The organism is Gilliamella sp. CG16, from assembly GCF_046635785.1.
Taxonomy (GTDB): domain Bacteria; phylum Pseudomonadota; class Gammaproteobacteria; order Enterobacterales; family Orbaceae; genus Gilliamella; species Gilliamella apicola_I.
In genome coordinates, this window is record NZ_JBIDFL010000003.1 from 71812 (window position 1) to 97316 (window position 25505).

At 37.4% G+C, this 25505-nt stretch carries 25 protein-coding genes; 6 read left to right on the forward strand and 19 right to left on the reverse strand.

The window, feature by feature from the left end; all coding sequences use genetic code 11:
• Positions 1 to 49: 49 nt before the first annotated feature.
• Positions 50 to 1327: a bifunctional O-acetylhomoserine aminocarboxypropyltransferase/cysteine synthase gene (locus tag ACGH47_RS04425; protein ID WP_411599327.1), complete on the forward strand. Its 1278-nt coding sequence runs from the start codon at positions 50 to 52 to the stop codon at positions 1325 to 1327.
• A gap of 57 nt (positions 1328 to 1384) precedes the next feature.
• Here ACGH47_RS04425 and adk read toward each other — a convergent pair whose 3' ends face one another.
• The 11 genes from adk to putP all read right to left on the reverse strand — a co-directional run bounded on the left by adk (position 1385) and on the right by putP (position 12462).
• A complete protein-coding gene (gene adk, locus ACGH47_RS04430) occupies positions 1385 to 2029 on the reverse strand; it encodes an adenylate kinase (RefSeq protein ID WP_267350381.1) in 645 nt (214 codons plus the stop codon).
• A 37-nt stretch (positions 2030 to 2066) separates the two neighbouring features.
• The gene (locus ACGH47_RS04435; RefSeq protein ID WP_267350379.1) at positions 2067 to 2318 is read right to left on the reverse strand and encodes a zinc-ribbon domain-containing protein; all 252 of its coding nucleotides are present in this window, start codon (positions 2316 to 2318) and stop codon (positions 2067 to 2069) included.
• A 3-nt stretch (positions 2319 to 2321) separates the two neighbouring features.
• Positions 2322 to 3791, reverse strand: coding sequence for a ribosome biogenesis GTPase Der (gene der, locus ACGH47_RS04440; RefSeq protein ID WP_411599325.1), 1470 nt, complete (start codon positions 3789 to 3791; stop codon positions 2322 to 2324).
• A gap of 9 nt (positions 3792 to 3800) precedes the next feature.
• Positions 3801 to 4982: an outer membrane protein assembly factor BamB gene (bamB, locus tag ACGH47_RS04445; RefSeq protein WP_267379753.1), complete on the reverse strand. Its 1182-nt coding sequence runs from the start codon at positions 4980 to 4982 to the stop codon at positions 3801 to 3803.
• 26 nt (positions 4983 to 5008) lie between these two features.
• A complete protein-coding gene (locus ACGH47_RS04450) occupies positions 5009 to 5731 on the reverse strand; it encodes a YfgM family protein (RefSeq protein WP_267379751.1) in 723 nt (240 codons plus the stop codon).
• Between the two features lie 24 nt (positions 5732 to 5755).
• Positions 5756 to 7033: a histidine--tRNA ligase gene (gene hisS / locus ACGH47_RS04455; RefSeq protein ID WP_411622847.1), complete on the reverse strand. Its 1278-nt coding sequence runs from the start codon at positions 7031 to 7033 to the stop codon at positions 5756 to 5758.
• 24 nt (positions 7034 to 7057) lie between these two features.
• Positions 7058 to 8167 (reverse strand): flavodoxin-dependent (E)-4-hydroxy-3-methylbut-2-enyl-diphosphate synthase, encoded by a 1110-nt coding sequence (gene ispG / locus ACGH47_RS04460; RefSeq protein ID WP_267350370.1) that lies wholly within the window; start codon positions 8165 to 8167, stop codon positions 7058 to 7060.
• Positions 8168 to 8253: 86 nt separating this feature from the next.
• A complete protein-coding gene (locus tag ACGH47_RS04465; protein ID WP_081299072.1) occupies positions 8254 to 8700 on the reverse strand; it encodes a helix-turn-helix domain-containing protein in 447 nt (148 codons plus the stop codon).
• Positions 8701 to 8764: 64 nt separating this feature from the next.
• Positions 8765 to 9631: a pyridoxal kinase PdxY gene (gene pdxY / locus ACGH47_RS04470; protein WP_065558623.1), complete on the reverse strand. Its 867-nt coding sequence runs from the start codon at positions 9629 to 9631 to the stop codon at positions 8765 to 8767.
• A gap of 3 nt (positions 9632 to 9634) precedes the next feature.
• Positions 9635 to 10906, reverse strand: coding sequence for a tyrosine--tRNA ligase (gene tyrS / locus ACGH47_RS04475; protein ID WP_220216382.1), 1272 nt, complete (start codon positions 10904 to 10906; stop codon positions 9635 to 9637).
• A gap of 68 nt (positions 10907 to 10974) precedes the next feature.
• Entirely contained in the window at positions 10975 to 12462 is a 1488-nt protein-coding gene (gene putP, locus ACGH47_RS04480) for a sodium/proline symporter PutP (protein WP_065558621.1), read from the reverse strand.
• A gap of 272 nt (positions 12463 to 12734) precedes the next feature.
• Here putP and nth point away from each other — a divergent pair, with 272 nt between their 5' ends.
• From nth to ACGH47_RS04495, 3 genes are read left to right on the forward strand one after another with little or no spacing between them, the layout of a single operon-like run.
• A complete protein-coding gene (gene nth / locus ACGH47_RS04485; RefSeq protein WP_220216381.1) occupies positions 12735 to 13373 on the forward strand; it encodes an endonuclease III in 639 nt (212 codons plus the stop codon).
• A gap of 6 nt (positions 13374 to 13379) precedes the next feature.
• Positions 13380 to 13910: an endonuclease SmrB gene (smrB, locus tag ACGH47_RS04490; protein WP_411599323.1), complete on the forward strand. Its 531-nt coding sequence runs from the start codon at positions 13380 to 13382 to the stop codon at positions 13908 to 13910.
• Between the two features lie 32 nt (positions 13911 to 13942).
• Positions 13943 to 14311, forward strand: coding sequence for a hypothetical protein (locus ACGH47_RS04495; protein WP_411599321.1), 369 nt, complete (start codon positions 13943 to 13945; stop codon positions 14309 to 14311).
• 322 nt (positions 14312 to 14633) lie between these two features.
• Here ACGH47_RS04495 and cgtA read toward each other — a convergent pair whose 3' ends face one another.
• The 4 genes from cgtA to rplU all read right to left on the reverse strand — a co-directional run bounded on the left by cgtA (position 14634) and on the right by rplU (position 17437).
• On the reverse strand, positions 14634 to 15803 hold the full coding sequence (gene cgtA, locus ACGH47_RS04500) for an Obg family GTPase CgtA (RefSeq protein ID WP_411599320.1): 1170 nt from the start codon (positions 15801 to 15803) through the stop codon (positions 14634 to 14636).
• A complete protein-coding gene (locus tag ACGH47_RS04505; protein ID WP_220216377.1) occupies positions 15803 to 16768 on the reverse strand; it encodes a DMT family transporter in 966 nt (321 codons plus the stop codon). The genes cgtA and ACGH47_RS04505 overlap by 1 nt, the downstream gene beginning before the upstream one ends.
• Before the next feature lie 84 nt (positions 16769 to 16852).
• Positions 16853 to 17113: a 50S ribosomal protein L27 gene (rpmA, locus tag ACGH47_RS04510; RefSeq protein WP_025314437.1), complete on the reverse strand. Its 261-nt coding sequence runs from the start codon at positions 17111 to 17113 to the stop codon at positions 16853 to 16855.
• A gap of 15 nt (positions 17114 to 17128) precedes the next feature.
• On the reverse strand, positions 17129 to 17437 hold the full coding sequence (gene rplU / locus ACGH47_RS04515) for a 50S ribosomal protein L21 (protein ID WP_025314436.1): 309 nt from the start codon (positions 17435 to 17437) through the stop codon (positions 17129 to 17131).
• Between the two features lie 216 nt (positions 17438 to 17653).
• Here rplU and narX point away from each other — a divergent pair, with 216 nt between their 5' ends.
• Both narX and narL read left to right on the forward strand, forming a co-directional pair.
• Entirely contained in the window at positions 17654 to 19477 is a 1824-nt protein-coding gene (narX, locus tag ACGH47_RS04520) for a nitrate/nitrite two-component system sensor histidine kinase NarX (protein ID WP_411622848.1), read from the forward strand.
• Between the two features lie 3 nt (positions 19478 to 19480).
• Positions 19481 to 20134 carry a two-component system response regulator NarL gene (gene narL, locus ACGH47_RS04525; protein ID WP_220216375.1) on the forward strand — a complete coding sequence of 218 codons (654 nt, stop codon included), beginning with the start codon at positions 19481 to 19483 and terminating at the stop codon, positions 20132 to 20134.
• 148 nt (positions 20135 to 20282) lie between these two features.
• Here the strand turns inward: narL and cysG are convergent, their stop codons facing one another.
• Genes cysG through nirB form a run of 4 tightly spaced genes read right to left on the reverse strand, consistent with a single transcriptional unit; the run spans position 20283 to position 25349 of the window.
• Entirely contained in the window at positions 20283 to 21656 is a 1374-nt protein-coding gene (gene cysG, locus ACGH47_RS04530) for a siroheme synthase CysG (protein ID WP_411622849.1), read from the reverse strand.
• 37 nt (positions 21657 to 21693) lie between these two features.
• Positions 21694 to 22461 (reverse strand): nitrite transporter NirC, encoded by a 768-nt coding sequence (gene nirC / locus ACGH47_RS04535; RefSeq protein ID WP_411622850.1) that lies wholly within the window; start codon positions 22459 to 22461, stop codon positions 21694 to 21696.
• Between the two features lie 25 nt (positions 22462 to 22486).
• The gene (gene nirD / locus ACGH47_RS04540; protein WP_267350354.1) at positions 22487 to 22822 is read right to left on the reverse strand and encodes a nitrite reductase small subunit NirD; all 336 of its coding nucleotides are present in this window, start codon (positions 22820 to 22822) and stop codon (positions 22487 to 22489) included.
• Between the two features lies 1 nt (position 22823).
• Complete coding sequence (nirB, locus tag ACGH47_RS04545) at positions 22824 to 25349, reverse strand: nitrite reductase large subunit NirB (RefSeq protein ID WP_294826149.1); 2526 nt, start codon at positions 25347 to 25349, stop codon at positions 22824 to 22826.
• Positions 25350 to 25505 lie beyond the last annotated feature (156 nt).

A 25505-nucleotide genomic window follows, 5' to 3' on the forward strand; every position in this document is an offset into this window, starting at 1 on the left:
ATCAATTTTTGTACAAAATAGAGCCTTGTTATTCCGACGAGGCTCGATCATGAAACCAGAAACCATTGCACTTCACACAGGTTATACCCCTGAACCCACTACTCATGCTGTTGCTGTTCCCATTTATCAAACAACCTCTTATGCTTTTGATGATACACAGCATGGCGCAGATTTATTTGATTTAAAAGTCGCTGGCAATATTTATACCCGTATTACCAACCCAACTAACGCCGTACTCGAAGCTCGAGTCGCTGCGCTTGAAGGTGGTATTGGTGCTTTAGCTGTTGCATCAGGCATGGCGGCTATCACTTATGCTATTCAAGCAATTACCTTTGCTGGCGAAAATATTGTTTCTGTTTCGCAATTATATGGCGGCACTTATAATTTGTTTGCCCATACTTTACCTAATTTTGGTATTACAACCAAATTTGCACCTCATAATGATTTAGTGGCTATTGAACAGCAAATTGATGACAAAACCAAGGCCATATATTGCGAAAGTATTGGCAATCCTGCAGGTAATATTGTTGATTTAAGCCAACTTGCCGACATCGCACATCGGCATGGTATTCCGTTAATCGTCGACAATACCGTTGCCAGTCCTGCACTTTGTCGACCATTTGAATTTGGTGCTGATATTGTCGTGCATTCATTAACTAAATATATTGGTGGGCATGGTAATAGTCTTGGAGGAATCATCGTTGATTCAGGACGGTTTCCATGGAAAAAATATGCGGATAGATATCCAATGCTTAATCAACCAGATCCATCTTATCATGGTGTCTCTTATACGGATACCTTTGGTGATGCGGCTTACATTGCACGTTGTCGAGTAATCCCTTTACGCAATATGGGCGCTGCACTATCGCCATTTAATACTTTTTTGATACTACAAGGGCTTGAAACCCTTTCTTTGCGCATGGAACGCCACTGTCAAAATGCACTCAACGTTGCAAAATATCTAATCTCACACCCACAAGTTGAATGGGTTAACTATGCTGGTCTTAGCAATCATCCTGAACATGATTTAGTGGTAAAACAGATGGATAATCATTTACCTGCTGGCATTTTATCGTTTGGTATTAAAGGTGGAAAACCTGCAGGCGCTAAATTTATTGATGCACTAAAATTAATTATTCGTCTGGTCAATATAGGCGATACACGCTCATTAGCTTGTCATCCTGCATCAACTACGCATAGACAACTTAATAATGAAGAACTGAAAAAGGCAGGAGTAAGTCAAGAAATGATTCGTTTGTCTATTGGGATAGAACATATTGATGATATTATTTCTGATTTAGCACAGGCATTAAAAGCGACACTATAATCAAAATTAAAAAGCCAGATAACAAATGTATAACTGGCTTTTTTAGCAATCGATTAATTAATCTAAGATTTTAACAAGTTCGTTTGTCACATCAGATACAGATTGGGTACCATCAATGCGGTAGTATTTTGCACGACCTTCTTTCGCTTCATGTTGGTAGTAATCAATTAAAGGTTTAGTTAATTGATGATATTCAACAAGGCGTTTACGGACAATCTCTTCATCATCATCTTTGCGAGTTGTTAAAGGTTCACCCGTAATATCGTCAACATTTTCTACTTTTGGTGGATTATGACGGACATGATAAACTCGTCCCGATGGCGCATGAATTCGGCGTCCACTCATTCGATCAATGATAACAGAATCAGGCACATCAAATTCAAGTATATAGTCAACATTAATACCTGCTGATTTCATAGCATCAGCTTGGGGTACAGTTCGAGGGAATCCGTCTAATAAAAACCCATTTGCACAATCATCTTGTGCAATACGTTCTTTCACTAATGCAATCACGAGTTCATCAGTAACAAGTTTACCGGCATCCATTAATTCTTTAGCCTGTTGACCAAGTGGCGTACCAGCTTTCACTGCTGCACGTAACATATCGCCAGTTGAAATTTGAGGAATACCATATTTTTTCATAATGAATTGTGCTTGAGTTCCTTTTCCCGCACCTGGTGCACCTAATAAAATAATACGCATGAAATAACCTCTTATGGTTTTTATATAGATAGATTTTCTATTCTGGTAAATATTGAAATATCACTTTACTGCTGGAGATTAATCCATCAGTTGGACAAATATAATTTATGGCACCACAGCCTTTGATCATTTGAGCAGGTTGATGACAAGTGGGGCATATATAGTGTTCGACAAAATGTTGTTTACAGTGAGCACAAACGTAATGCTGGGCAGACATAACATCCATTTTATGATGACATTTAGGGCACAAGCCTTCTTGACTTTGCCCTGCTATATTTTTTTTTGACATAAACTATTTACGACCTCTAACGTGTTTCATCAATCGACGTCGTTTACGTTGTTGTGATGCCGTTAAACTATTTTTTCGACCTTCAAAAGGATTCTCCCCTTCTTTAAATTGAATTCGAATCGGCGTTCCCATAATTTTTAATGAGCGTCTAAAATAGTTCATTAAATATCGTTTATAAGAATCAGGAAGATCTTCAACTTGATTTCCGTGAACAACCACAATAGGTGGATTGTAGCCTCCGGCATGGGCATATTTGAGTTTTACTCGACGTCCACGAACGAGAGGTGGTTGGTGATCGTCTTGTGCCATTTGCATAATTTTGGTTAATAATGCAGTATTTACCCGACGGGTTGCACATTCATAAGCTTCTTGAATTGAATCAAATAAATTACCCACACCACTACCATGTAAAGCCGAAATAAAATGCAAACGGGCAAAATCAATAAAATCAAGTCGGTCATCTAGTGTTGCTTTAACTTGCTCTTTGATGTCTTGTGATAACCCATCCCATTTATTGACAGCAATAACAAGTGAACGCCCACTATTGATGATAAAGCCGAGTAATGATAAATCCTGATCTGAGATACCTTCTCTGGCATCAATCACCAATATGACAACATTTGCATCTTCAATCGCTTGTAATGTTTTAATCACTGAAAACTTTTCGACAGTTTGCGTTACCTTACCACGTTTACGCACCCCTGCCGTATCAATTAAAACATATTCTCGTTCGTCACGAGTCATTGGTATATAGATACTATCTCGAGTTGTACCTGGCATATCATAAACCACAACCCGTTCTTCACCTAAAATTCGGTTAGTTAGTGTTGACTTACCTACATTTGGACGCCCGACAATAGCCACTTTAATCGGTTGATTAATCAGTGATTCAACATCATCTTCGTCAACATCGTCATAAGATTCTGATAAATCTGGTGGCAATTGGTCTTCATTAAAGTCATCTTCATCGTGATCTTTAAATTGAAAAATAGGTTCCAACGCCGTTTCAATCAAAGAACTGACACCACGCCCATGACTTGCCGCTATGGGGTGGATATCGCCTAAACCTAATGAGTAAAAATCTGAGATAGCCGTATCAGCATCAATACCATCAATTTTATTGGCAACTAAAAAAGTGGCCTTTTGACGAGAACGCAAGTGTTTAGCGATCGCATGATCTGCCGGCATAGCACCCGCTCTTGCATCGACTAAAAACAGAACGATATCGGCTTCTTCGATAGCTTGTAAGGATTGGTCAGCCATAAAGCTTTCAACCCCTTCTTCAGTGCCATCAATTCCACCCGTATCAATTACAATATATTCATGGCCCTTGATTTCAGCTCGTCCATACTTACGATCACGGGTTAATCCAGGAAAATCTGCGACTAACGCATCACGTGTTCTTGTTAACCGATTAAATAAAGTTGATTTTCCAACATTTGGACGACCAACTAGTGCTACAACAGGTACCATGTTTATTCTCTAATTACTTAAATTTTTTGTGAAAGCGTAAATATCACCATTTTTGACTTGAACAATCAGTTTATTGTCAACCACCAATGGTTTAGCGATTATTCCGCTACTACTTACTTCTATTTTATTTACAAGTTCACCTGTTTCAGCATTTAACCAATACAGGTAACCTTCAAAATCACCAAATACGACATAATCTTGATAAATGACTGGATCAGTCAATTGGCGGTGTGTAAAACTTGATTGCGTCCAAAGTACGCCACCTTCCGTTTTTGATAATGATTGAATATTATCATCTTGATCTACTACGTATAATCGATTTTTATCAACCGCAAAACTGTGTGTTGAACCTATTTTTTTACGCCATATGACTTCACCATTACTTAAATCCAGTGCAGCAACATAACCATTAAATCCAACAGAATAGACAGTATTTCCTTCAACTACAGGGGTTGAATCAACATCATTTAATTTTGCAATTTCTGTTGAACCAGTCGGTTGTGAAATACGTTGTTGCCAAATTAATTGACCATCATTAATGTAGTAAGCATTTACTCGACCATTATCATCACCAAAGATAGCTGCACCATGGGCAATGACTGGTGTTGAGTTACCTCTTAATGATAATGCCGGAACTTCAAAAGTCACTTCCCAAAGTTCGTCACCAGTTTCACGATTAAGCCCTTGTAATATACCATTAGCGGTATGAACCACTAATTTATCATCAGATGATACCGGGCGAGCAAGGACTTCTCCTTTAACTGATTTTTCCCAGACGACTTTTCCGTTTTGACGATCTAAAGCATAAACAACAGCACGTTCACTGCCAACATAAACATAATTTTCATCGGCACTTACACCACCAGAAAAGAGCGCTGTTTTACTACTGAAAAGTGTACTTTTAGATAAATCGACATTCCACAATGTGTTACCCGTCGTTAAATCAACTGCTTTTACCTCTCCACTTCGGCTCGCTGCATAAATAACATTATCATAACTAGCAGGACCTAATAATGAATAAATACGAGTATTTCCTGCAGTACTGTTACGCCATAATTGGTGAATAGTAAATTGGTTACTGACTATAGGAGAAGGTGAAACTTGAATAACTTCTTCTTCTCCTCCAAATATCGAGCATCCAGCAAGTGAAAACATAAAAACACTGGTTAAAAAACATTTAGATAACTTCATTGTATAGACCCTTATAGCAGGATAAATTAATTTTTATTTTCTTCCGTTTCAGTCTTTGACTGATCCTCTTGCTCTGCTTTTTCTTCAGCAGTTTGTTTATCTTGTTCAACTGTTTGTTTAGCTTGTAAATATTCAGCTTGATTTAGTTTAATTTTAATATTTGGCTCTGAACTTATCATTGCCGCTGATTTTAGCGCAATTTTATAGGCATCTATCGCCTCAGCATAACGAGACATTTTGGTTAATATATCGCCCCGTATTTCGTTAATCACTGGTTCCCAAGCTTCATTGTTAACTTTATCTAACGTTGCTAAACTTTCTTGGTATTGGTTTTGTTGATACTGCACACGTGCAATACGAATATTAATAACGGATTTTACCGGTTCCGCTTTTGTTTTAGATAAAGCATCAGTCAATAATGCTTGAGCACCTGCATAATCTTTTGTTACTTCGATATAAAATTTAGCCGCAAAAAGATCAGCAAAAACGTTATAAACGCTATCCCCCTCTTTTGCAAAAGCAACTAAATCATTTACGGATTCCGGTTTTGTCTGATCTAACTGTTTTACAAGTTGCTCATAACGATCTGACATTTGTTCCAATTTTTTAACTTGATTTGATTGATAGTAATTCCAACCATAATAAGCCAATAATCCGATGACAATAACGGCAACAATAATTTTCCACGTTTTCGCAAGAAACTCTTTTAAAGCCCACATTTGTTCTTCACTTGACGATTGATAACTCACGCTTATCTCCTATTTCCTTTAGATTTATATCATTGCCAAACAAGTTTGAACAATATCGCTTTGCGCGACTTCAGTTTGTTCACCTGTTTGTAAATTTTTGATAGTTACCGTTTGGTTCGCTAACTCGTTTTCACCAACAATAACCGCTATTTTAGCACCTAATTTATCTGCTTTGGCAAATTGTTTCTTAAAATTAGACGTTCCATAATTAGTCACAATTCGTTTATCAGGTAAACCGTCACGTAATAATTCAGCAACACATTGTGCTACTGAAATCGTGTTTTCATCTCCCGAGGAGATCATATAAATATCAATCGAATTATCTCGATTTAATGAAGGATTGACAGCTTGAACAAGTAAAACTAATCGTTCAAGTCCCATTGCAAAACCAACAGCTGGCGTTGATTGACCACCTAACTGGCTCACTAATCCATCATAACGCCCCCCACCACAAACAGTACCTTGAGCACCTAAGCTACTTGTTACCCATTCAAATACTGTACGATTGTAATAGTCTAATCCTCTTACTAATCTTTGATTAATATTGTATTTTATTCCTGCTTTATCCAGTAAACGACACAGGCCTTCAAAATGTTCTTTCGATTCCGCATCCAAATAATCAAATAGTTTTGGCGCTTGATTAAGTAATTCTTGTATGACTGGATTTTTCGAATCGAGTACACGTAATGGATTAGTATACATTCTACGTAAGCAGTCTTCATCCAATTTATCTTTATGTTGTTCAAGAAAATCAACGAGTGCTTGACGATAGTTCGCTCTAGCTTCAAGAGAGCCAATTGAATTTAATTCTAACGAAGTGTGATCCTGTATACCAAGTGCTTTCCAGAATCTTGCGGTTAATAAAATCAGTTCAGCATCAATATTAGGTCCTTCAAGCCCAAAAACTTCAACCCCAAATTGATGAAATTGGCGATAGCGACCTTTTTGCGGTTTTTCGTAACGAAATGCAGGCCCTAAATACCATAGACGTTGTTCTTGATTATAAAAAAGCCCATGCTCAATGCCCGCACGAACACAACCCGCAGTAATTTCGGGACGTAAAGTGATACTTTCATCATTACGGTCATTAAAAGTATACATCTCTTTTTCGACAATATCCGTCACTTCACCGACGGCTCTTTTAAATAGCGCAGTATCTTCAACAATGGGGGTTCTTATCTCATTATAGCCATAGCTATTTAGAACACCTTTAACAATTTTTTCAATTTGTTGCCAACTCGCACTATCTGTTGGGAGTAAGTCATTCATTCCCCGTATAGATTGGATTTTTTTCTCTGTCATTTATGTATTCGCTATCTAATAAAATTATAGTTCAGTTGCTGCAATTCTGTTTTTTAGTATTGATGCTTTAGCTCGAATTTTTGCTTCCAGTTCATCGATCATCTGTTCGTTATCAATACGACCAATACGTACACCATCTTCATAAAAGCCACTTTTATTATGACCGCCAGCAACACCCATCGTTGAAGCCAAAGCTTCACCTGGCCCATTAACAACACAACCAATAATCGATACATCCATTGGTGTAATGATATCTTCTAAACGTTGTTCTAACGTATTGACTGTATTAATGACATCAAACTCTTGTCTTGAACAGGTCGGACAAGCAATAAAGTTGATACCACGAGATCGAATTCTCAATGATTTTAATATATCAAAACCGACTTTAACTTCTTCAGTGGGATCAGCGGCTAAAGAGACACGCAATGTATCACCAATACCTTCAGATAATAACAAACCTAAACCTATTGCCGACTTAATTGCACCACTGCGAACGCCACCAGCTTCAGTAATCCCCAAATGTAGAGGTTGTTTTATCTGTTTAGCTAAAAGTCGATAGGCATCCACCGCCGTAAATACATCTGACGCTTTCACACTCACTTTAAATTGGTCGAAATTAAGCCTATCCAAAATGTCAACATGACGCATCGCTGATTCTACAATTGCTTGTGGCGTAGGTTCGCCATATTTTTCTTGAATATCTTTTTCAAGTGATCCGGAATTAACCCCAATTCTTATTGGAATATTTTTATCTTTAGCACAATCAACAACTGCTCGAATTCTTGATTCATTACCGATATTTCCCGGATTAATTCTTAAACAATCCACGCCATATTCTGCTACTTTCAAAGCAATACGATAATCAAAGTGAATATCTGCAATAAGTGGCACTTTCGCTTGTTGTTTAATCAATTTAAACGCTTCTGCCGCATCCATTGTTGGAATCGACACACGAACAATGTCGACACCTACTCGCTCAAGTGCTTGAATCTGAGCAACAGTTTTTTCAACATCCGTCGTACGGGTATTCGTCATGGATTGAACGGCAATGGGCGCACCACCACCAATAGGTACACTGCCGACATAAATTCGGGTAGATTCTCGTCTGATTATCGGTGAATCCTGATGACTCATAACACGCCTAATGATATAACAAAATAACTAGCTTGTGATCTTAACAAGATTTGCATCAAATGTCTGTATACGAGTAAGAAAATTTGCTAACTGTTAACGTGATTCGATGATGATGGCGAAATGTAATGACTCACTTCTACATAATTATTTTTACTTTCTTTATTAAAATAATAAATAGTTACACCAACTATACAAACCACTACAAATAAGCTAAAAAATAAAATCCGCTTTCCTCTTTTTCTAGGTTCAAGGGCAGGAATGAGTTGCTTTATTTTTGTTTCGGATGCATTTTGCTTTGACATTTTTTCTAGATAAGGTTGATACTCGTCCTCAGATAAACCAACAATTTCAGCATAAGAACGAATATAACCTTTAACAAAGACAAGAGGGGCATGAACTCGCTGATCGTTTTCAATTTCTTCGACCACTGCCTTTCGAACATGGATCTTATTGGCAATATCTTCTTGAGTTAATCCCATATTATTACGTAAATTGGAAAGCATCTTACCCAAAGAAATATTGTCTTCCATCATCCCCTCATTTTTGTTAAGAATTAAAAATAAATTAAATTGGATCCATTTTTACATATTTTTAAAATTAATCAATTCTTTTCGCATTAAACCATTGTGAAGGTTTTGCTATTTCATCTTGAGCGGCAACTAATTGAAGCTCATATTCATTGAGTTTCAAGGTTTCAAGCATAACAGCATAAACCGCAGAAGTGGTATGTTCTAACGCCTCAACCAGCGATTTACCAAGCAAAATATTCGCTAAAAACAATCCACTCGTCATATCGCCTACACCAACAGGCTGTCTCACGCCAAAGTCAACTAAAGGGCGCTCAATGTGCCATGCTTCATGTTCTGTGACGAGTAACATTTCAAAACGATCTTTACGATATCCCGCACGACTTAAATGTTTAACTAAAATCGCTTTAGGCCCTTTTTTACAAAGTGCTTTACATGCAAATACCGCTTCTTCAACGTTATTAATTGGCTGTTTTCCATTTAACTCTTCTAGCTCCAAAATATTAGGCGCCATCATATCTGCTATCGGTAATGCAGTATTACACAAAAATTCAGATACGCCAGGCGCAACAAAACAACCTTTTTCAGGATGCCCCATAACAGGATCACAAAGATAAATTGCATTGGGATTTACAGCTTTTACTTTTTTTACTATTTCGGTTATGGCACTACCTTGTTCAGGGGATCCCATATAACCACTTAATACTGCGTCACATCGTTTAAGTTCACCGATGGCATTAATGCCATCGGCGATATCAGTTAAATGTGATGCTGGCATTACCGTGCCTGTCCATTGACGATATTGCGTATGATTTGAAAATTGCACAGTATTTAAAGGCCATACATTTACTCCCACACGACGCATAGGGAATACAGCAGCACTATTACCTGCATGACCAAATACAACATGTGACTGAATAGATAGTATATTTTTCATAAATTAACTCCAAATTAGTAAGCAGTAATATTTCTTACCTCGACGAAGTAATGTATAACGTCCAAAAAGCTTATCTTCTTGTGAAAAATGATAATCTGTTGTCGCGTTACGTTCACCATTAACTGAAATCGCATTAGATTCAATCATTGTTCTGGCTTGGCCTCTTGACGGTGCAAACTGTGCATTAACGATCGCTTGTTGCAAATCAATATCGCCCTCAACCGTAATCGTTGGCATACCGTCTTGCGCCAATTGTTCAAAATCGGCTTGAGATAGATCGGCTAATTTTCCTGAGAATAAACTTTCAGTGATCCGTTTGGCTGCCATTAAGCCTTCTTCACCATGGACTAAGCGTGTGACCTCTTCAGCAAGAACATATTGTGCTCTTGGTGCCACACCGCTATTTTTATCTTCTTCTTCAAGTGCATCAATTTCATTTAATGACATGAAAGTAAAGAATTTTAAGAAACGATAAACATCAGCATCAGCGGTATTAATCCAGAATTGATAGAATTTATATGGACTGGTCTTTTTAGGGTCAAGCCAAACCGCACCGCTTTCCGTTTTACCAAATTTTGTACCGTCAGATTTGGTAATTAAAGGAACCGTTAAACCATAAACTTGTTTTTGATGTAATCGACGAGTTAAATCAATACCGGCAGTAATATTACCCCATTGATCTGATCCCCCAATTTGTAACACCACATTATGATCTTTATTTAAACAAGCAAAATCATAAGATTGTAATAAACTGTAAGAAAACTCAGTAAATGAAATCCCAGCTTCATCACGATCAATACGTTGTTTGACTGATTCTTTGTTAATCATGGCGTTAACTGAAAAATATTTACCAATGTCACGTAAAAAAGTTAATACATTCATGCCACCAAACCAATCATAGTTATTAGCGACAATCGCTGCATTTGCACCACAATTAAAATCTAAGAATGGAGAAACTTGTTGTTTAATTTTTTCGCTCCACTCAACAACAGTCTCTTGAGTATTTAATTTACGTTCAACGGCTTTAAAACTCGGGTCACCAATTAAACCTGTTGCGCCGCCAACAAGCGCAATCGGTTTATGACCGGCTAACTGAAAGCGTTTTAAACAAAGTAATGGTACCAAATGACCTAGATGCAAACTATCAGCCGTGGGATCAAAACCACAATAAAGCGCTATGGGATTTTGTTCAATTAGTTCCATGAGTGCTTTTTCATCTGTCAGTTGAGCAATCAATCCTCGCTCTTGCAGTTGTTTGATCACATTTTTTGTCATGTTATTTTACCTATAAAAATTTTATTACGTTGAAATTTGACTTTGGATAACTCTATTTTTATTGAAATCTATTCTACTTTATTATGATAACGTTTATACGCTTGTTTAAAATGATCTTCCACTATTTCATTCGGTTTTTTATCACATAAACTAAAGATTACTATCGCTAAAGACGCAAATAAGAAACCCGGAATAAGTGAATAAAGATTAAACCAATTAAAATTAATCCAAAGCAATACTGTTGCCGCTCCTGTAATCATACCTGCTAGAGCGCCATTGCGTGTCATGCGTGACCAAAATACTGAAAACACAATAATGGGGCCAAAGGCAGCACCAAATCCTGCCCATGCATGACTAACTAAATCTAAGACACTATTATTAGGGTTAATTGCTAACAAAATGGCAATGACCGATACCAGTAAAACCATAATTCGTCCAACCCAAACAAGTTCACGTTGTTTTGCTTTCGGTCTAAAAAAGGCTCGATAAAAATCTTCCGTTAATGCGCTTGAACAGACGAGTAACTGACAACTTAACGTGCTCATCACCGCAGCCAAAATCGCCGCTAATAAAACACCAGCAACCCATGGATTAAACAGTAATTTGGATAACTCGATAAAAATACGTTCATGTTTACCGTTATTAATGAGATCTGAAAACTCTGGATGATTAGCAAAGAAAGCAATACCAAAAAATCCTACCGTTATTGCACCACCTAAACATAAAATCATCCAAGTCATACTAATTCGACGGGCATTTTTCATCACATCATGTGAGTCAGCCGCCATAAAGCGAGCTAAAATATGCGGTTGCCCAAAATAGCCAAGCCCCCAGCCAAGCAATGAAATAATAGCGATAAAATCCATGTGAGCAAAGATGTTGGTATAATCAGGATTGAGCGATTCAATATTTGCTAAGGCATCGGTAAAACCACCTGCGTTCACCATAACCATAACGGGAGTTAAGATAAGTGCAAACATCATCAAACTCGCTTGAATAGTATCCGTCCAACTGACCGCTAAAAAACCACCTATAAAAGTATAAGCGATTGTTGCGCCAGCACCAGCTAACATTGCCCAACCATAACTCATTCCAAAGGTACTTTCAAAAAGTTTTGCACCCGCAACAACGCCTGATGCACAATAAATCGTAAAAAAGATAAGAATGATTACCGCTGAAATAATACGCAGCAAAGCGCTTTTATCATCAAATCGGCGAGCAAAATAGTCGGGTAAGGTCAAGGAATTATGATTAATTTCAGTAAAAACACGTAACCGACCGGCAATCAGTAACCAGTTTAAGTAAGCCCCAATTATCAAACCAATTGCAATCCAACTTTGCGAAATACCGAATAAAAAAACAGCCCCTGGCAGCCCCATTAATAGCCAACCACTCATGTCCGAAGCGCCAGCCGAAAGCGCAGTGACAACACTACCAATACGGCGCCCCCCCAAAATATAATCACCAAAGTTTTGCGTTGATCGAAAGGCAAAAAAACCGATCGCAATCATTCCTAAAATGTATATAGCAAAGGTGACAATCATTGGTAAGGACATATTTCTAAAAAACCTTGTTGATGAAATTAAAAAATAGTGGAGTAGCTTATCATAAAAACCACATGCTAAAAAGCAGGCGATGAATGAATATAACTAAGCTGACAATCCGTCACGCTAAAATTTTTCAGATAGGTCATTGAGATTGTTATTTTGCCGTAATTTTAATTATTGTCGCATAAAGTGACTTTTAGCTAAAAATTAAATTTAACCTACAATATTTATACAAATAAAGTATATAATATCAGGCATGTTATTTATATTTATCATACTCTGTGAAACAATCAACTCGTATTCAAATTTTAGAAAGATTAAAAGATCACATTAAAGATCCAACAACTGAACTTGTTTATCAAACCCCTTTCGAATTGCTCATTGCTGTTGTTCTTTCTGCACAAGCAACCGATGTGAGTGTAAACAAAGCAACCAAACCTTTATTTGCAATTGCTAATACAGCGGAACAAATCTTAGCGCTTGGGGTTGATAAGCTCAAAAGTTATATCCGTACCATTGGCTTATACAATAGTAAAGCAGATAATATTATCAAAACCTGTCAGATTTTAGTTGAGAAATATCAAGGTCAAGTGCCAGAAAATTTTGATGCATTAATCGCATTACCCGGTGTAGGCAGAAAAACAGCGAATGTAGTGCTAAATACGGCTTTTGGTTGGCCAACGATTGCGGTTGATACTCATATTTTTCGTGTCAGCAATCGCACAGGCTTTGCACCCGGAAAAACCGTTGAGGCAGTGGAAGAAAAATTATTGAAAGTGGTACCCAAAGAGTACAAAATAAATTGTCACCACTGGTTAATTTTGCATGGACGTTATACTTGTATCGCCAGAAAACCTCGATGCGGGGCTTGTGTGATTGAAGATTTATGTGAATTCAAACAAAAAGTTTACCCAGAGTAATTATCAATGACTGAAAAATTTAAATTAACTCAAGAAGAGATAAACTTATTCAAAAGTAGCATTGGCAATACCCAAAAACTTGCACAAGATACCGTTGTTCATAAACCCTTAAAACGGTCTCAAAAAGCCATTGCGATTGAAAAACGACAACACGAAAAAAATCATGCTGAGTTTTATTTTTCGGATGATTATCAACCACTCTTACAAGACGATCCCATTCGTTATAGTCATGACAACGCCGATCCTTATGAGATTAAAAAATTACGTCGTGGATTTTATGAACCTGAATTTTTTTTAGATCTACATGGATTAACACAGCAAGAAGCGAAAAAAGAAATAGCATCGCTTATTACTGCTTGCTTAAGCGAAAACGCACATTGTGCTTGTATCATGTATGGACATGGTAAAAACATCTTAAAAAAACAGACGCCAATGTGGTTAGCCCAGCATCCTAATATCATTTGTTTTCATCAAGCACCGAAAGAATTTGGCGGCAGTGCAGCATTACTTATTTTATTTGATACAATTAATAACTAAAAATAAATGTTAAACACATAGGGAATAACAACTTGAAATTATTAAAGAAAATAAAACATGTTTATCTACTTCTAATACTTGCCATCTTTATTACTGCATGTAACGAACTTGATGCAATTCCACCCGAAAAAAGTAACTATATTGGCACATGGCAAGGTGAATATATGGTGATAAGTATAGCTAAAGACGCCAGAGTTAATTACAATTATAAAAAAGATGGGGTGACGACAACCATTAAAGGACCGATACAAGAATTTATTGGTGATGATTTTAAAGTAGGGATTTTAGGTTTAAATTCTTTATTTAAAGTAAGTACGCCTCCTTATTTTGAGGACGGTCAATGGAAAATGGTTATTGACGATCAATTAGTTATCAAAACATCGGATTTAAAATCACTTTAAAATAAAAAAGCCAGCATAGTTGCGCTAGGCTGGCAAACATTGGAAGCAATGTGAGCAATGTCATACTTTTTCAGAAGTCTTGCGACGCTCTAATCAAGTACATCTTAATGATAATAATTCTCATTATTAAAAGCAAGCGTTTTTTTTGACTTTTTTCAAAAAAACAGAAAAAATTTAAAATAAAAGTTTTTTAATATGAAATCATTGTGTTAGCGTGAGAATAATAGAGAGGAATACAGGGCTATGTCACCCTGTATTTTAGCAATGCTGATTTTTTAGTTGATAATTTGAAGTGATAAGTTTAACTTATTTTAGGTTATTACTATTTTTGATAGATGAATTCAACCCCTTCTTCGTCACTCTCATCCCAATCATCAAAATCATCGTCGTCGTCATCAAAAGCCTCATCCATAGCTTGTTGGTGATAATCATCCCACATAAATTCAACTTTTTCTGGTGATGTTTCTTCTTGCTCTTCTTCACGTGGATGAGCATTCATATAATCCATCAGATCCCAACATAAAGCTTTTACCCCTTCATGATTGACCGCTGAAATAACATAATATTTGTCATCCCAATCCAATGCTTTAGCGATTTCGGCAGCACGTTTAGCACTTTCTTCTTCACCTAAAACATCCATTTTGTTGAATACCAACCAACGAGGTTTATTGGCAAGTTTTTCACTATATTGATGAAGTTCTTGAATAATGACTTTCGCATTTTCAATAGGATCAGATTCATCAATTGGTGCAATATCAATTAAATGCACTAAAACTCGACAACGTTCAAGATGTTTTAAAAAACGAATACCCAGACCAGCACCGTCCGCAGCACCTTCAATTAATCCCGGAATATCCGCAACAACAAAACTTTGCTCATTATCCATTCTTACCACGCCTAAACTTGGCACTAAAGTCGTAAACGGATAATCAGCGACTTTCGGTTTAGCTGCTGAAATTGATCGAATAAATGTGGATTTACCGGCATTAGGTAAACCAAGCATACCGACGTCAGCAAGTAGCAATAATTCTAACAGTACATCACGTTTTTCACCGGGCGTACCATCGGTTTTTTGCCTTGGAGCCCGATTCACTGAAGATTTAAATCGTGCATTACCCAAGCCATGAAACCCACCTTTTGCGACTAACACTTTTTGTTGATGATGCGTTAAATCGCCGATAATTTCACCCGTATATTTGTCTGTGATTCGAGTTCCAACGGGCACTTTTACGGTAATATCTTTGCCTCTTTTACCGGTACAATCTGAACCTTGTCCATTTTGCCCACGCTCTGCCCGATAATTTTTTTCAAATTGGAAATCAACCAAAGTATTGAGATTTTCATCGGCAATAAAATAGACATCACCACCGTCACCACCGTCACCACCGTCAGGGCCACCTTTGGGAATGTATTTTTCTCGACGAAAACCTACGCAACCATTGCCACCATCACCGGCTTCGACTCGGATTGAAGCTTCATCTACAAATTTCATTATTCTTCCTCTTTCTTCTGGTTAATTAGCCAGCCTTTTCTTGGATGCCATAAATAGTGCCCAATTGTGGCAAACATCGCACCAGCAACGACTGATACTGCGCCAATATAACCTAAAATATTTAAATACTGCATAGCAAATTTTTCTGGCCAAATTACGGCAAATAAATCTGAAAAAATTAATGCAAACAACGGTGATAATGTGGTAATTGCACTAACTTGTGCAGCTTGCCAACGTTCCATTGCCATAACTAATGCGCCATAAGCAATAATGGTATTTAAACCACAAAAGATAATGGCAAATAACTGCGTTGCATCGGCATGAGCGATTTTTGTTGGCGATGCCAATGGCCATAAAAATACCGTACAAATAAGATAAATTAGCCAAAGTAACTGTTCTGCACGTAATTTACGTAATAACACTTTTTGTGCCAATGCATAAGCTGCCCATGAAATTGAAGCAAGTAAAGCAAGCCAAACACCAATGCCATAAGTCGATATATTAGCAAATAGAACGGTAATATTTTTATTAAAAAATAGTCCTAATCCAATTAGCAATACCGAAATACCCATTATTTGCGTTGGTCTTAATCGCTCTTTAAAAACAAACGCACTTGAAATCATAAAAATTACAATACCCATTTGACCTACAACTTGAGCCGTTGTCGCAGAAAGATACTGAACAGAACTTGCAAATAACGCAAAATTACCAAGTAATCCAAATCCGGCAATCATTAATAAGATAAAACGTCGACGTTTTTTAAACATCGCTAAATTAGGAAATTGTTTTTTATAAGCTAACCATATCGTAATACCGACGGCAGAAATTGCCAATCGAGACCACGCTAACGTTAATGGGTCAATAACCACCAATGCATATTTCATTGCAATCGGCACTAGCCCCCACATAACCGCTGTTAACATGGCTAAGGCAAAACCTAATTTAACATTTTGCTGTTTTATCATATTAACTAATATTATATGAATTCAAGAAATGAAAAAAGCCCCACAATAGCTGTGAGGCTTCCATAAACGTTAAACCGCTTTTTATTAGCTGTTAGCAATTACACTAACATAACGACGGTTTTTAGGTCCTTTAACTTCAAATTTTACTTGTCCGTCAATTAAAGCAAATAAGGTATGGTCACGACCACAACCTACATTAGTGCCTGGGTGGAATTGAGTTCCACGTTGACGTACTAAAATATTACCAGCAAGAACTTCTTGAGAACCATAACGTTTAACACCTAAACGTTTACTCTGGGAATCACGACCATTACGTGATGAACCACCAGCCTTCTTATGTGCCATTGTTCGATACTCCTATTAAGCGATTGCAGTGATCTTCACATCAGTGAACCACTGACGGTGACCTTGTTGTTTACGATAGTGTTTACGACGACGGAATTTAACAATTTTCACTTTATCGCCACGACCGTGCTCAACAATTTCTGCTTTAATTGTTGCACCTTCAACAAACGGAGCACCAACTTTGATGTCTTCACCATTTGCTACCATTAAAACTTTATCGAAAACAACTTCTGCACCTGTTTCGACTTCAATTTTTTCCAAGCGAACGACTTGTCCTTCGCTGACTCGGTGTTGTTTACCACCACTTTGGAAAACTGCGTACATACTTAACTCCGCAATAAAAAGCAGACTATTCCTGATTTAGCATATATGTCTGCATTGATTAATCTTATAGGGCGTGAATTTTACGCAAAATTTATCCTTGTTGCAAGCAGTCTTTACTAAAAGATCGCAAAAAGTTACAAAAAAGATCAGCAAGATATCGTTTTAGCGTTACAATACGGATAAATCATTATTTCTTAGTTAATTTATTGTAATTCTATGCTGAGTACTAAAACAACCAATAATAAAACTCGCTATCATGCTTCAATTATTAATCGTTTGTCGCTATTAATGTGTTTTTTAGGCACCATTGCGTTAATTGCGTTATCGCTATCTATTCAAGTCGCTAATGATACCAAAGGTAGCGCTTATATGATTAATCAATTAGGGCTAATTCGTATGAAAAGTTATCAACTTTTATCAATGGTTCCCCTTAATAAACATGATAATGACCGTTTAAATATTTTTAGTGAAATAACGTCGTCAAAGCAACAATTAGCCCTTTTTGAACGTTATGATTTAATAGATGAATTCAATGAGTTACATAATAAATGGCGTACTGAAATTGCGATAAAAATTGCACAAGCCAAAAACATCGATGAGATAAAAACGGATATCGATCAATTTGTTATCAAAACCAATTATTTAGTACATAAGATCGATCAGAAGACCGAAAACCAGATTCATTATATTTCTCGTCTGCAACAATTATTTATTATCATTATTGTGGTCTTTCTTATTGCTCAGATTTACTATTTGCGTCGTTATCTTCTCGCCCCTTGGCGCAAACTGATTAATATGGCTCAGGCTATTTCAAAACACAATTTTAGTGAACGTTTTCCGCTACGTTCCAGAAAAAATGAATTCGATTTGTTAGGGTTAGCGTTAAATAACATGTCTGATCAAATCGAATCTCAATATTTAATCCTTGAAGAACGGGTGGCTGAAAAAACGGCTGAATTGCAACAAACTAATAACATCATCTCATTTCAATATCACGCCACCAAACAGCTCCATACATCAAAGCCATTATGTGAACGTTTTTTAATGATTTTACGTCAATTAGAAGAACTTGTACCACTCACTCAATTTCAAATCCGATTTTATGAATCGGAAAACCCTGAACATTACCAACAAATTAGTTATGACAATGAGCAGAAATTACCTTTCTGCCAAAATCCGCATTGCTGTGCTTGTTTAACCGAATCAAAGCATTCTCAACAACATGGATTTCAACGTTATTGGTATCTTCAAGACAATGGCGAAAAATATGGCATTTTATTTGCCATTCAACCGACAGATGTTACCCTTAGCGACGAGCAGGAAAACTTAATAACAGGACTTATCGAGCAGATGTCCACGGCAATGATGCTCGATCGACAAATAGAGCAACAAAAGCAGTATTTATTAATGAAAGAGCGATCAGCAATGGCAAGAGAGTTGCATGATTCAATTGCGCAATCATTATCCTGTTTAAAAATACATCTTAGCTGTCTACAAATGCAATCTGATTTGACATCACAAAGTAGTATTGATCTATTAGCAACAATGCGAAAAGAGGTCAATATCACCTATTCCCAGTTACGTGAATTAATTACCTCTTTTCGTTTGCGGCTCAATCAAACAGGTTTTTATGCTAGCTTAATGGAGATGATTGAAGAGTTTAATCAAAAACTAAAATTTAACATTCAACTTGAATATCAATTACCGCTCAATATCATCAAAAGCAAACATGCTTTTCATTTATTACAATTTATTCGAGAAGCGCTAAACAATGTGTACAAACACGCACAAGCATCACACGTTATCATTGCGTTAACCATTGATGATAACCAGATTATCACAGTCAGTGTTAGCGATAATGGTATTGGCTTTCAAACTGATGTTAAGCAGGATAATCATTATGGTATGGTGATTATGCGAGACAGAGCAGAAATCCTAAATGGTAATCTAACAATTAATACTGAGCCACAAAAAGGCACGCAAGTTATGGTAATATTTAAAGCCAATAAGACCATTCCATTTACGATAATAGAAGAGTAACCCATGGACCAGATAAAAAGTTCGATACTACTTATTGACGATCACCCTATGCTTAGAAATGGTGTAAAACAATTAATCAATACCGTTAGCCATTTTGAAGTGATTGGTGAAACGGGGTCTGGAACGGAAGGGATAAAACTCGCTGAAAAGCTCGATCCCGATATGATCTTACTGGATATCAATATTCAAAATGTTAGTGGGTTAGAAATACTACGCTATTTACGGGAAAAAAATATCTCCAGTCGCATCATTATGTTCACGGTATCGGATGCCAAAGAAGATATCATTACCGCACTCAAAAGTGGAGCGGATGGTTACCTGTTAAAGGATATGGAGCCAGAAGATTTTATTAAAGCGCTAAAAGATATTGCGGAAGGTAAAATCATTATGGATGAAGCAATTTCGCATATTATTCTTCACTATATGCGACACAGCGGCGAACCAACAACCAAACAAATTCACGATATAAACTTATTAACGCCTCGAGAACATGAAATATTTAATCTGCTAGTGCAAGGACTTTCGAATAAACGCATTGCCAAAGATCTGGATATTGTTGAAAGTACCGTAAAAGTGCATGTAAAAAGTATCTTTAAAAAATTAAATTTTAAATCACGCATGGAAATGACCGTATGGTATTTACAGAGCAAAGAGTAATGCATTAATTGAAGATAATTGATTATACTTAACTCAATCGAAAAGTTTAAAAGCTGTCATCCCTTAAATTATGATGATGTAAGGCGGTTTACGTTTAGATAACAGGCAAGACCATTATGCTGTAAAGTAATAGACTTGCCTGTTTAAATTAATGATTTGAAAACCAATTGAGTTTTTCTCGTAATGCAACAACAGGCCCGATGATAATCAAACTTGGACTACATGCTTGCAAAGCGATTTTAGCTAACTCACCAAGCAAACCTGTTACCACTTTTTGTTTGGTACTGGTACCTTCCTCAACAATGGCGACGGGCGTATTAGCATTCATTCCGTGTTTGATTAATTGTTGACTAATGTTTTCAGCTTGAGACAGCCCCATATAGAACACTAAGGTCTGCTTTTCAGCCGCTAAACTTTGCCAATCAAGATGACTACCATCTTTCAAATGCCCAGTAATTAAACGAATACTATGCGCATAATCTCGATGTGTTAATGGGATACCACTGTATGCAGAACACCCCGATGCAGCAGTGATTCCCGGTACAACTGAAAATGGAATATCAGCATTATATAACGTTTCCAGCTCTTCGCCCCCTCGCCCAAAAATAAACGGATCGCCCCCTTTTAGACGGACAACTCGTAACCCTTTTTGCGCTTGTTCTAACAAAATTTGATTAATCTGTTCCTGTGGCACGCAGTGATACCCTGCCCGTTTGCCAACAAATATACGCTGAGCATCCCGCCTGACAAGATTCATAATTTCATCCGAAACCAATCGATCATACACAATAATATCGGCTTGTTGGATTTGCTGTAATCCTTTCAAAGTCAGTAAGCCTGCATCACCGGGACCGGCGCCCACTAAAACCACTTCACCACGATGATCCAGTGATAAATTAAATAACTCATTGGTTAGTGTTTCAACTTGTTCAGAATCATTATTGGCAATGGCTTGTGCCAATCTATCATGAGTAAAAAGCTTTTCCCAAAATAGACGGCGTTCTGTGAGCGTTTTATAGGTTTGCTTAGCTTTATTTCGTAAATAACCCGCATATTGCGCTAATTTACCTAAGTGCTGAGGCAATATTGATTCTAGTTTTTCTCGTAATAGACGAGCTAAAACCGGCGCATGCCCTGCTGATGACACAGCAACCATAATTGGTGAACGATCAATAATCGAAGGCATAATAAAACTAGCATCTTTCGGCGAATCGACAACATTGCAAAAGATACGGCGATTTTCAGCCTCGAGACTGACGGTTTGATTGGTTTTAGGACAATCGGTCGCTGCAATGACTAACCATTTATTATCAAGCAGTTGTGCATTAAATTCCCCTTGCTGTAATATCAACTGGTTTTGCGCTTGCCAACATAAAAATTGCTCATTAAATTCAAGTGCGTTAACCGTTAACTTTGCACCTGCTTCGAGTAATAGCCGAGCTTTTCGCTCAGCGATTTCACCACCCCCGACTAACAGACAATCCCGATTTTCTAACTTACAAAATAGTGGAAAATAATCCATAAAACCTCAATATATATCCTTTTTAATTCAGCCAAGATTATGGTCGTTCAGTTTTTGGTGTCGAATACCAGTATCCCAAACCCATAAAAACAACGCCAGAAACAAGGTTACCTAACGATACCCAAAGTAAATTATGACCAATTCCACATAGGGTATAAGCATCACTATGATGACCAAACCATGAAAGTGAAAATAACGTCATATTCGCCACCGAATGCTCATAACCACAGGCAATAAATGCTAGCAAACACCACCAAATCGCAATAAATTTAGCTGAACCTTCAACACGATTTGCCATCCAAATAGCTAAACAAACTAGCCAGTTACATAAAATACCACGAAAAAACAGCGCACTATCCGATGCGGTAGTTTTGGCTAATGCTGCACTATGCACTAAACTGGTATCGGTTGATAATAATGGGGTAGCAGCATAAAAATATAAAGCAGCGACAAAAATAGACCCCAATAAATTGGCTAACCACGTTTGAGGTAATACTAGCCACATCTGTGTATGCGTAATTTTCTTACATTTTACGCCAAACGTTAAAAACATTGTGTGACCGGTAAAAAGCTCAGATCCTGCAATCACCACTAACGTTAAGGCAATACCAAATGTCGCCCCCATGACTAAAGGTCTTAAGGATGGATCAAGTAAATTACCTAAAGTGAAGATCAAAATAATACCAAGACCAACATAAGCGCCGGCCATAGCAGAACTTAACCAAAACCCTATCGGGTTAGTTTTGGCTAAACGTACAATACGTGCTGCATTGGCAGCACATTTATTAATTGTATCGGTATACATAACTATCTAAACCTTTAAAATTGTTTTAACTCGATGATTTAACTTCAACAAAACCATCTGTATTGACTCTTACTTCATAATGCGCAATTGAATAGTCGGCATCATCAATGCAATAACCATCTTTTAAACGAAAACGCTGTTTTTTTAATGGGCTTGCAACATACAAGTCATTTTCATGCTGTCCAATAATACCTCGAGATAAGACACTGGCTTGTGCAAATGGATCGATATTACTGATTGCATAAATTTCATCGGAATCATAAGGACGAAATACTGCAACATGTTCATGACCGACAAGTGCACACACGCCTGTTTCCGGTAAAATGTCATCGAGTTGACAAACTGTTATCCATTGACTCATATTATTGCTCTCCTAACATTGCTTGACGTTCTTCGGCTGTCGCAGGTCGATGCTGATCACGTTCAGGAATAAATTTGACATTTTCATCACGCAAATTACTGTTAATAAAGTGAGTAAATCGTTGTTGGTTTTCAGGATGTTCAACCGTTTCTTTCCACTCACACACCACCAATTTACGTAGACGAGTCATTTCACTTTCCAGCTCATCATTAATACCTAACTTATTGTCGATAATTACACTACGCAAATAGTCAATCCCGCCTTCCAGATTTTCAAGCCATACCGAAGTGCGTTGTAATTTATCAGCGGTACGGATATAAAACATAATAAAGCGATCAAGATATTGAATTAATGTCTGTCTATCGAGATCAGCAGCAAGCAAATCAGCATGACGTGGTTTCATCCCGCCATTACCACATACGTAAAGATTCCAACCTTTTTCAGTTGCAATAACGCCAATATCTTTACCTTGTGCTTCCGCACATTCACGTGTACAACCCGATACACCTAATTTGAATTTATGTGGAGCCCGAATCCCTTTATAACGATTTTCCAGTTCAACCCCCAGACCGACACTATCCCCAACACCAAAACGACACCACGTACTCCCCACACAGGTTTTAGCCATTCGTAAGGCTTTTGCATACGCATAACCACTCTCAAAGCCGGCATCAATTAACTCTTTCCAAATAGCGGGTAGATCATCTTTTTGCGCACCGAAAAGACCGATACGTTGAGAGCCGGTAATTTTTGAATAAAGTTGATATTTTTTAGCAATTTGCCCCACCGCAATCAAGCCTTCTGGTGTAATTTCACCTCCGGCACTACGCGGAATAACCGAATATGTTCCATTTTTTTGGATATTACCAAGAAAGATATCGTTACTATCTTGCAACGGAACTAAATCTTGTTTGAGAATATAATCGTTCCAACATGAAGCCAATAAAGAGGCGATCGTCGGTTTACATACCTCACATCCATAACCCGTACCATGTTTTTTGATCACTTCATTAAAGGAAGTTAATCCTTCAACACGAATTAAATGATATAATTCTTGGCGTGAATATTTAAAATGTTCACATAAAGCATGGCTGACTTCGATACCTTGTTTAGCTAATTCTGAGTTTAAGAGCTGAGTCACCAATGGAATACAACCACCACAACCTGTACCGGCTTTGGTTTCTGCCTTAATTGCCGCTACAGTATGACAACCTGCGTGAATTGCATTAATGATTTTTGCTTTTGTCACATCGAAACATGAGCAAATTTGTGCAGTATCCGGTAAAGCTTCGACGCCCATTGTGGGTTTAGCCCCAGCATGAGCTGGTAAAATTAAGGTGTCCGGATGCTCAGGAAGATCCATCTCATTTAACATCAATTGTAATAAATTACTGTAATCAGCCGTATCACCCACCAATACAGCGCCTAATAATTTTTTATTATCTGACGAAACGACCAATTTTTTATAAACCGGTACATTTTCATCTAAATAGACATAGCTACGGCTAGCGGGTGTTTTTCCTTTGGCATCCCCTATACTACCGACATCAACGCCCATTAACTTTAATTTAGCGCTCATATCAGCGCCTTCAAATTGCATTGGCTCACCCATTAAGTGCGCTAAGGCAACTTGTGCCATCTTATAGCCCGGAGCAACCAAACCAAATACTTTACCTTGCCAACACGCACACTCACCAATAGCGTAAATATCAGGATCAGATGTCTGACAATGGTTATTCACCACAATGCCACCTCGTTGACCAATCTCAAGTTGACATGCTTTAGCAAGTTGATCATTCGGGCGAATACCTGTTGAAAATACGATAAAATCAACTTCCAGCGACGAACCATCAGCAAATTGCATCTTCTTACCTAACGGCGTATGAATAATTTCTTGGGTATTTTTACTGGTATGAACTCCAACGCCCATCTCTTCAATTTTTCGGCGTAACTGATCACCCCCCATGGCATCAAGTTGTTCAGCCATCAATACTGGCGCAAATTCGACGACATGCGTTTGTATTCCTAAGTTTTTCAGCGCACCGGCAGCTTCAAGCCCTAACAACCCCCCACCGACAACAGCACCTGATTTACACTGTTTTGCGCATTCACGAATGGCATCAAGATCTTCAATGGTTCGGTAAACAAAACAATCTGCACCATCTGAACCTTTAATAGGTGGTACCCACGCATAAGATCCGGTAGCAATAATCAATTTATCATAGTGAACAATTCGCCCTGTGTGTGAGTGAACTTCTTTACGTTGACGATTAATCAATATTGCTCGCTCATTCAGTAATACTTGAATGTTATTTTCTTCATATAGCCCTTCACGAACTAAAGAAAGCGCTTCAGCAGTGTGGTCAGAAAAATAGGAAGAAAGGTGAACACGGTCATATGCAAGGCGAGGTTCTTCACAAAAGATGGTAATATTGAACAGATCAGACTGCATTTTATCGATAACTTCTTCAATAAAACGATGTCCAACCATCCCATTACCGATGATAACGAGATTGGTTTTACTCATAATAAAGCTCCAATTTTATTTTAATTCAATTATTTAATTTATAGCTGTGCTCCATTTTATGTTACTTTGCTCAGATTATAATTATCCTCAAGGATTACCACTTTAGTAGTAATAAGGATAACTATTTTTAAAACAAAGCATTATAAAATATTTAAC

Coding starts and splice junctions, on each gene's coding strand:
- ACGH47_RS04465 (WP_081299072.1), bottom strand. CDS start 8,700: ATGATGGAAGACAATATTTCTTTGGGTAAGATGCTTTCCAATTTACGT.
- nirD (WP_267350354.1), bottom strand. CDS start 22,822: ATGAGTCAATGGATAACAGTTTGTCAACTCGATGACATTTTACCGGAA.
- ACGH47_RS04435 (WP_267350379.1), bottom strand. CDS start 2,318: ATGTCAAAAAAAAATATAGCAGGGCAAAGTCAAGAAGGCTTGTGCCCT.
- cgtA (WP_411599320.1), bottom strand. CDS start 15,803: ATGAAATTTGTAGATGAAGCTTCAATCCGAGTCGAAGCCGGTGATGGT.
- rpmA (WP_025314437.1), bottom strand. CDS start 17,113: ATGGCACATAAGAAGGCTGGTGGTTCATCACGTAATGGTCGTGATTCC.
- nirB (WP_294826149.1), bottom strand. CDS start 25,349: ATGAGTAAAACCAATCTCGTTATCATCGGTAATGGGATGGTTGGACAT.
- narL (WP_220216375.1), top strand. CDS start 19,481: ATGGACCAGATAAAAAGTTCGATACTACTTATTGACGATCACCCTATG.
- smrB (WP_411599323.1), top strand. CDS start 13,380: ATGACTGAAAAATTTAAATTAACTCAAGAAGAGATAAACTTATTCAAA.
- bamB (WP_267379753.1), bottom strand. CDS start 4,982: ATGAAGTTATCTAAATGTTTTTTAACCAGTGTTTTTATGTTTTCACTT.
- nirC (WP_411622850.1), bottom strand. CDS start 22,461: ATGTATACCGATACAATTAATAAATGTGCTGCCAATGCAGCACGTATT.
- ispG (WP_267350370.1), bottom strand. CDS start 8,167: ATGAGTCATCAGGATTCACCGATAATCAGACGAGAATCTACCCGAATT.
- cysG (WP_411622849.1), bottom strand. CDS start 21,656: ATGGATTATTTTCCACTATTTTGTAAGTTAGAAAATCGGGATTGTCTG.
- hisS (WP_411622847.1), bottom strand. CDS start 7,033: ATGACAGAGAAAAAAATCCAATCTATACGGGGAATGAATGACTTACTC.
- ACGH47_RS04425 (WP_411599327.1), top strand. CDS start 50: ATGAAACCAGAAACCATTGCACTTCACACAGGTTATACCCCTGAACCC.
- pdxY (WP_065558623.1), bottom strand. CDS start 9,631: ATGAAAAATATACTATCTATTCAGTCACATGTTGTATTTGGTCATGCA.
- adk (WP_267350381.1), bottom strand. CDS start 2,029: ATGCGTATTATTTTATTAGGTGCACCAGGTGCGGGAAAAGGAACTCAA.
- ACGH47_RS04505 (WP_220216377.1), bottom strand. CDS start 16,768: ATGATAAAACAGCAAAATGTTAAATTAGGTTTTGCCTTAGCCATGTTA.
- rplU (WP_025314436.1), bottom strand. CDS start 17,437: ATGTACGCAGTTTTCCAAAGTGGTGGTAAACAACACCGAGTCAGCGAA.
- der (WP_411599325.1), bottom strand. CDS start 3,791: ATGGTACCTGTTGTAGCACTAGTTGGTCGTCCAAATGTTGGAAAATCA.
- tyrS (WP_220216382.1), bottom strand. CDS start 10,906: ATGACAAAAAATGTGATCAAACAACTGCAAGAGCGAGGATTGATTGCT.
- narX (WP_411622848.1), top strand. CDS start 17,654: ATGCTGAGTACTAAAACAACCAATAATAAAACTCGCTATCATGCTTCA.
- putP (WP_065558621.1), bottom strand. CDS start 12,462: ATGTCCTTACCAATGATTGTCACCTTTGCTATATACATTTTAGGAATG.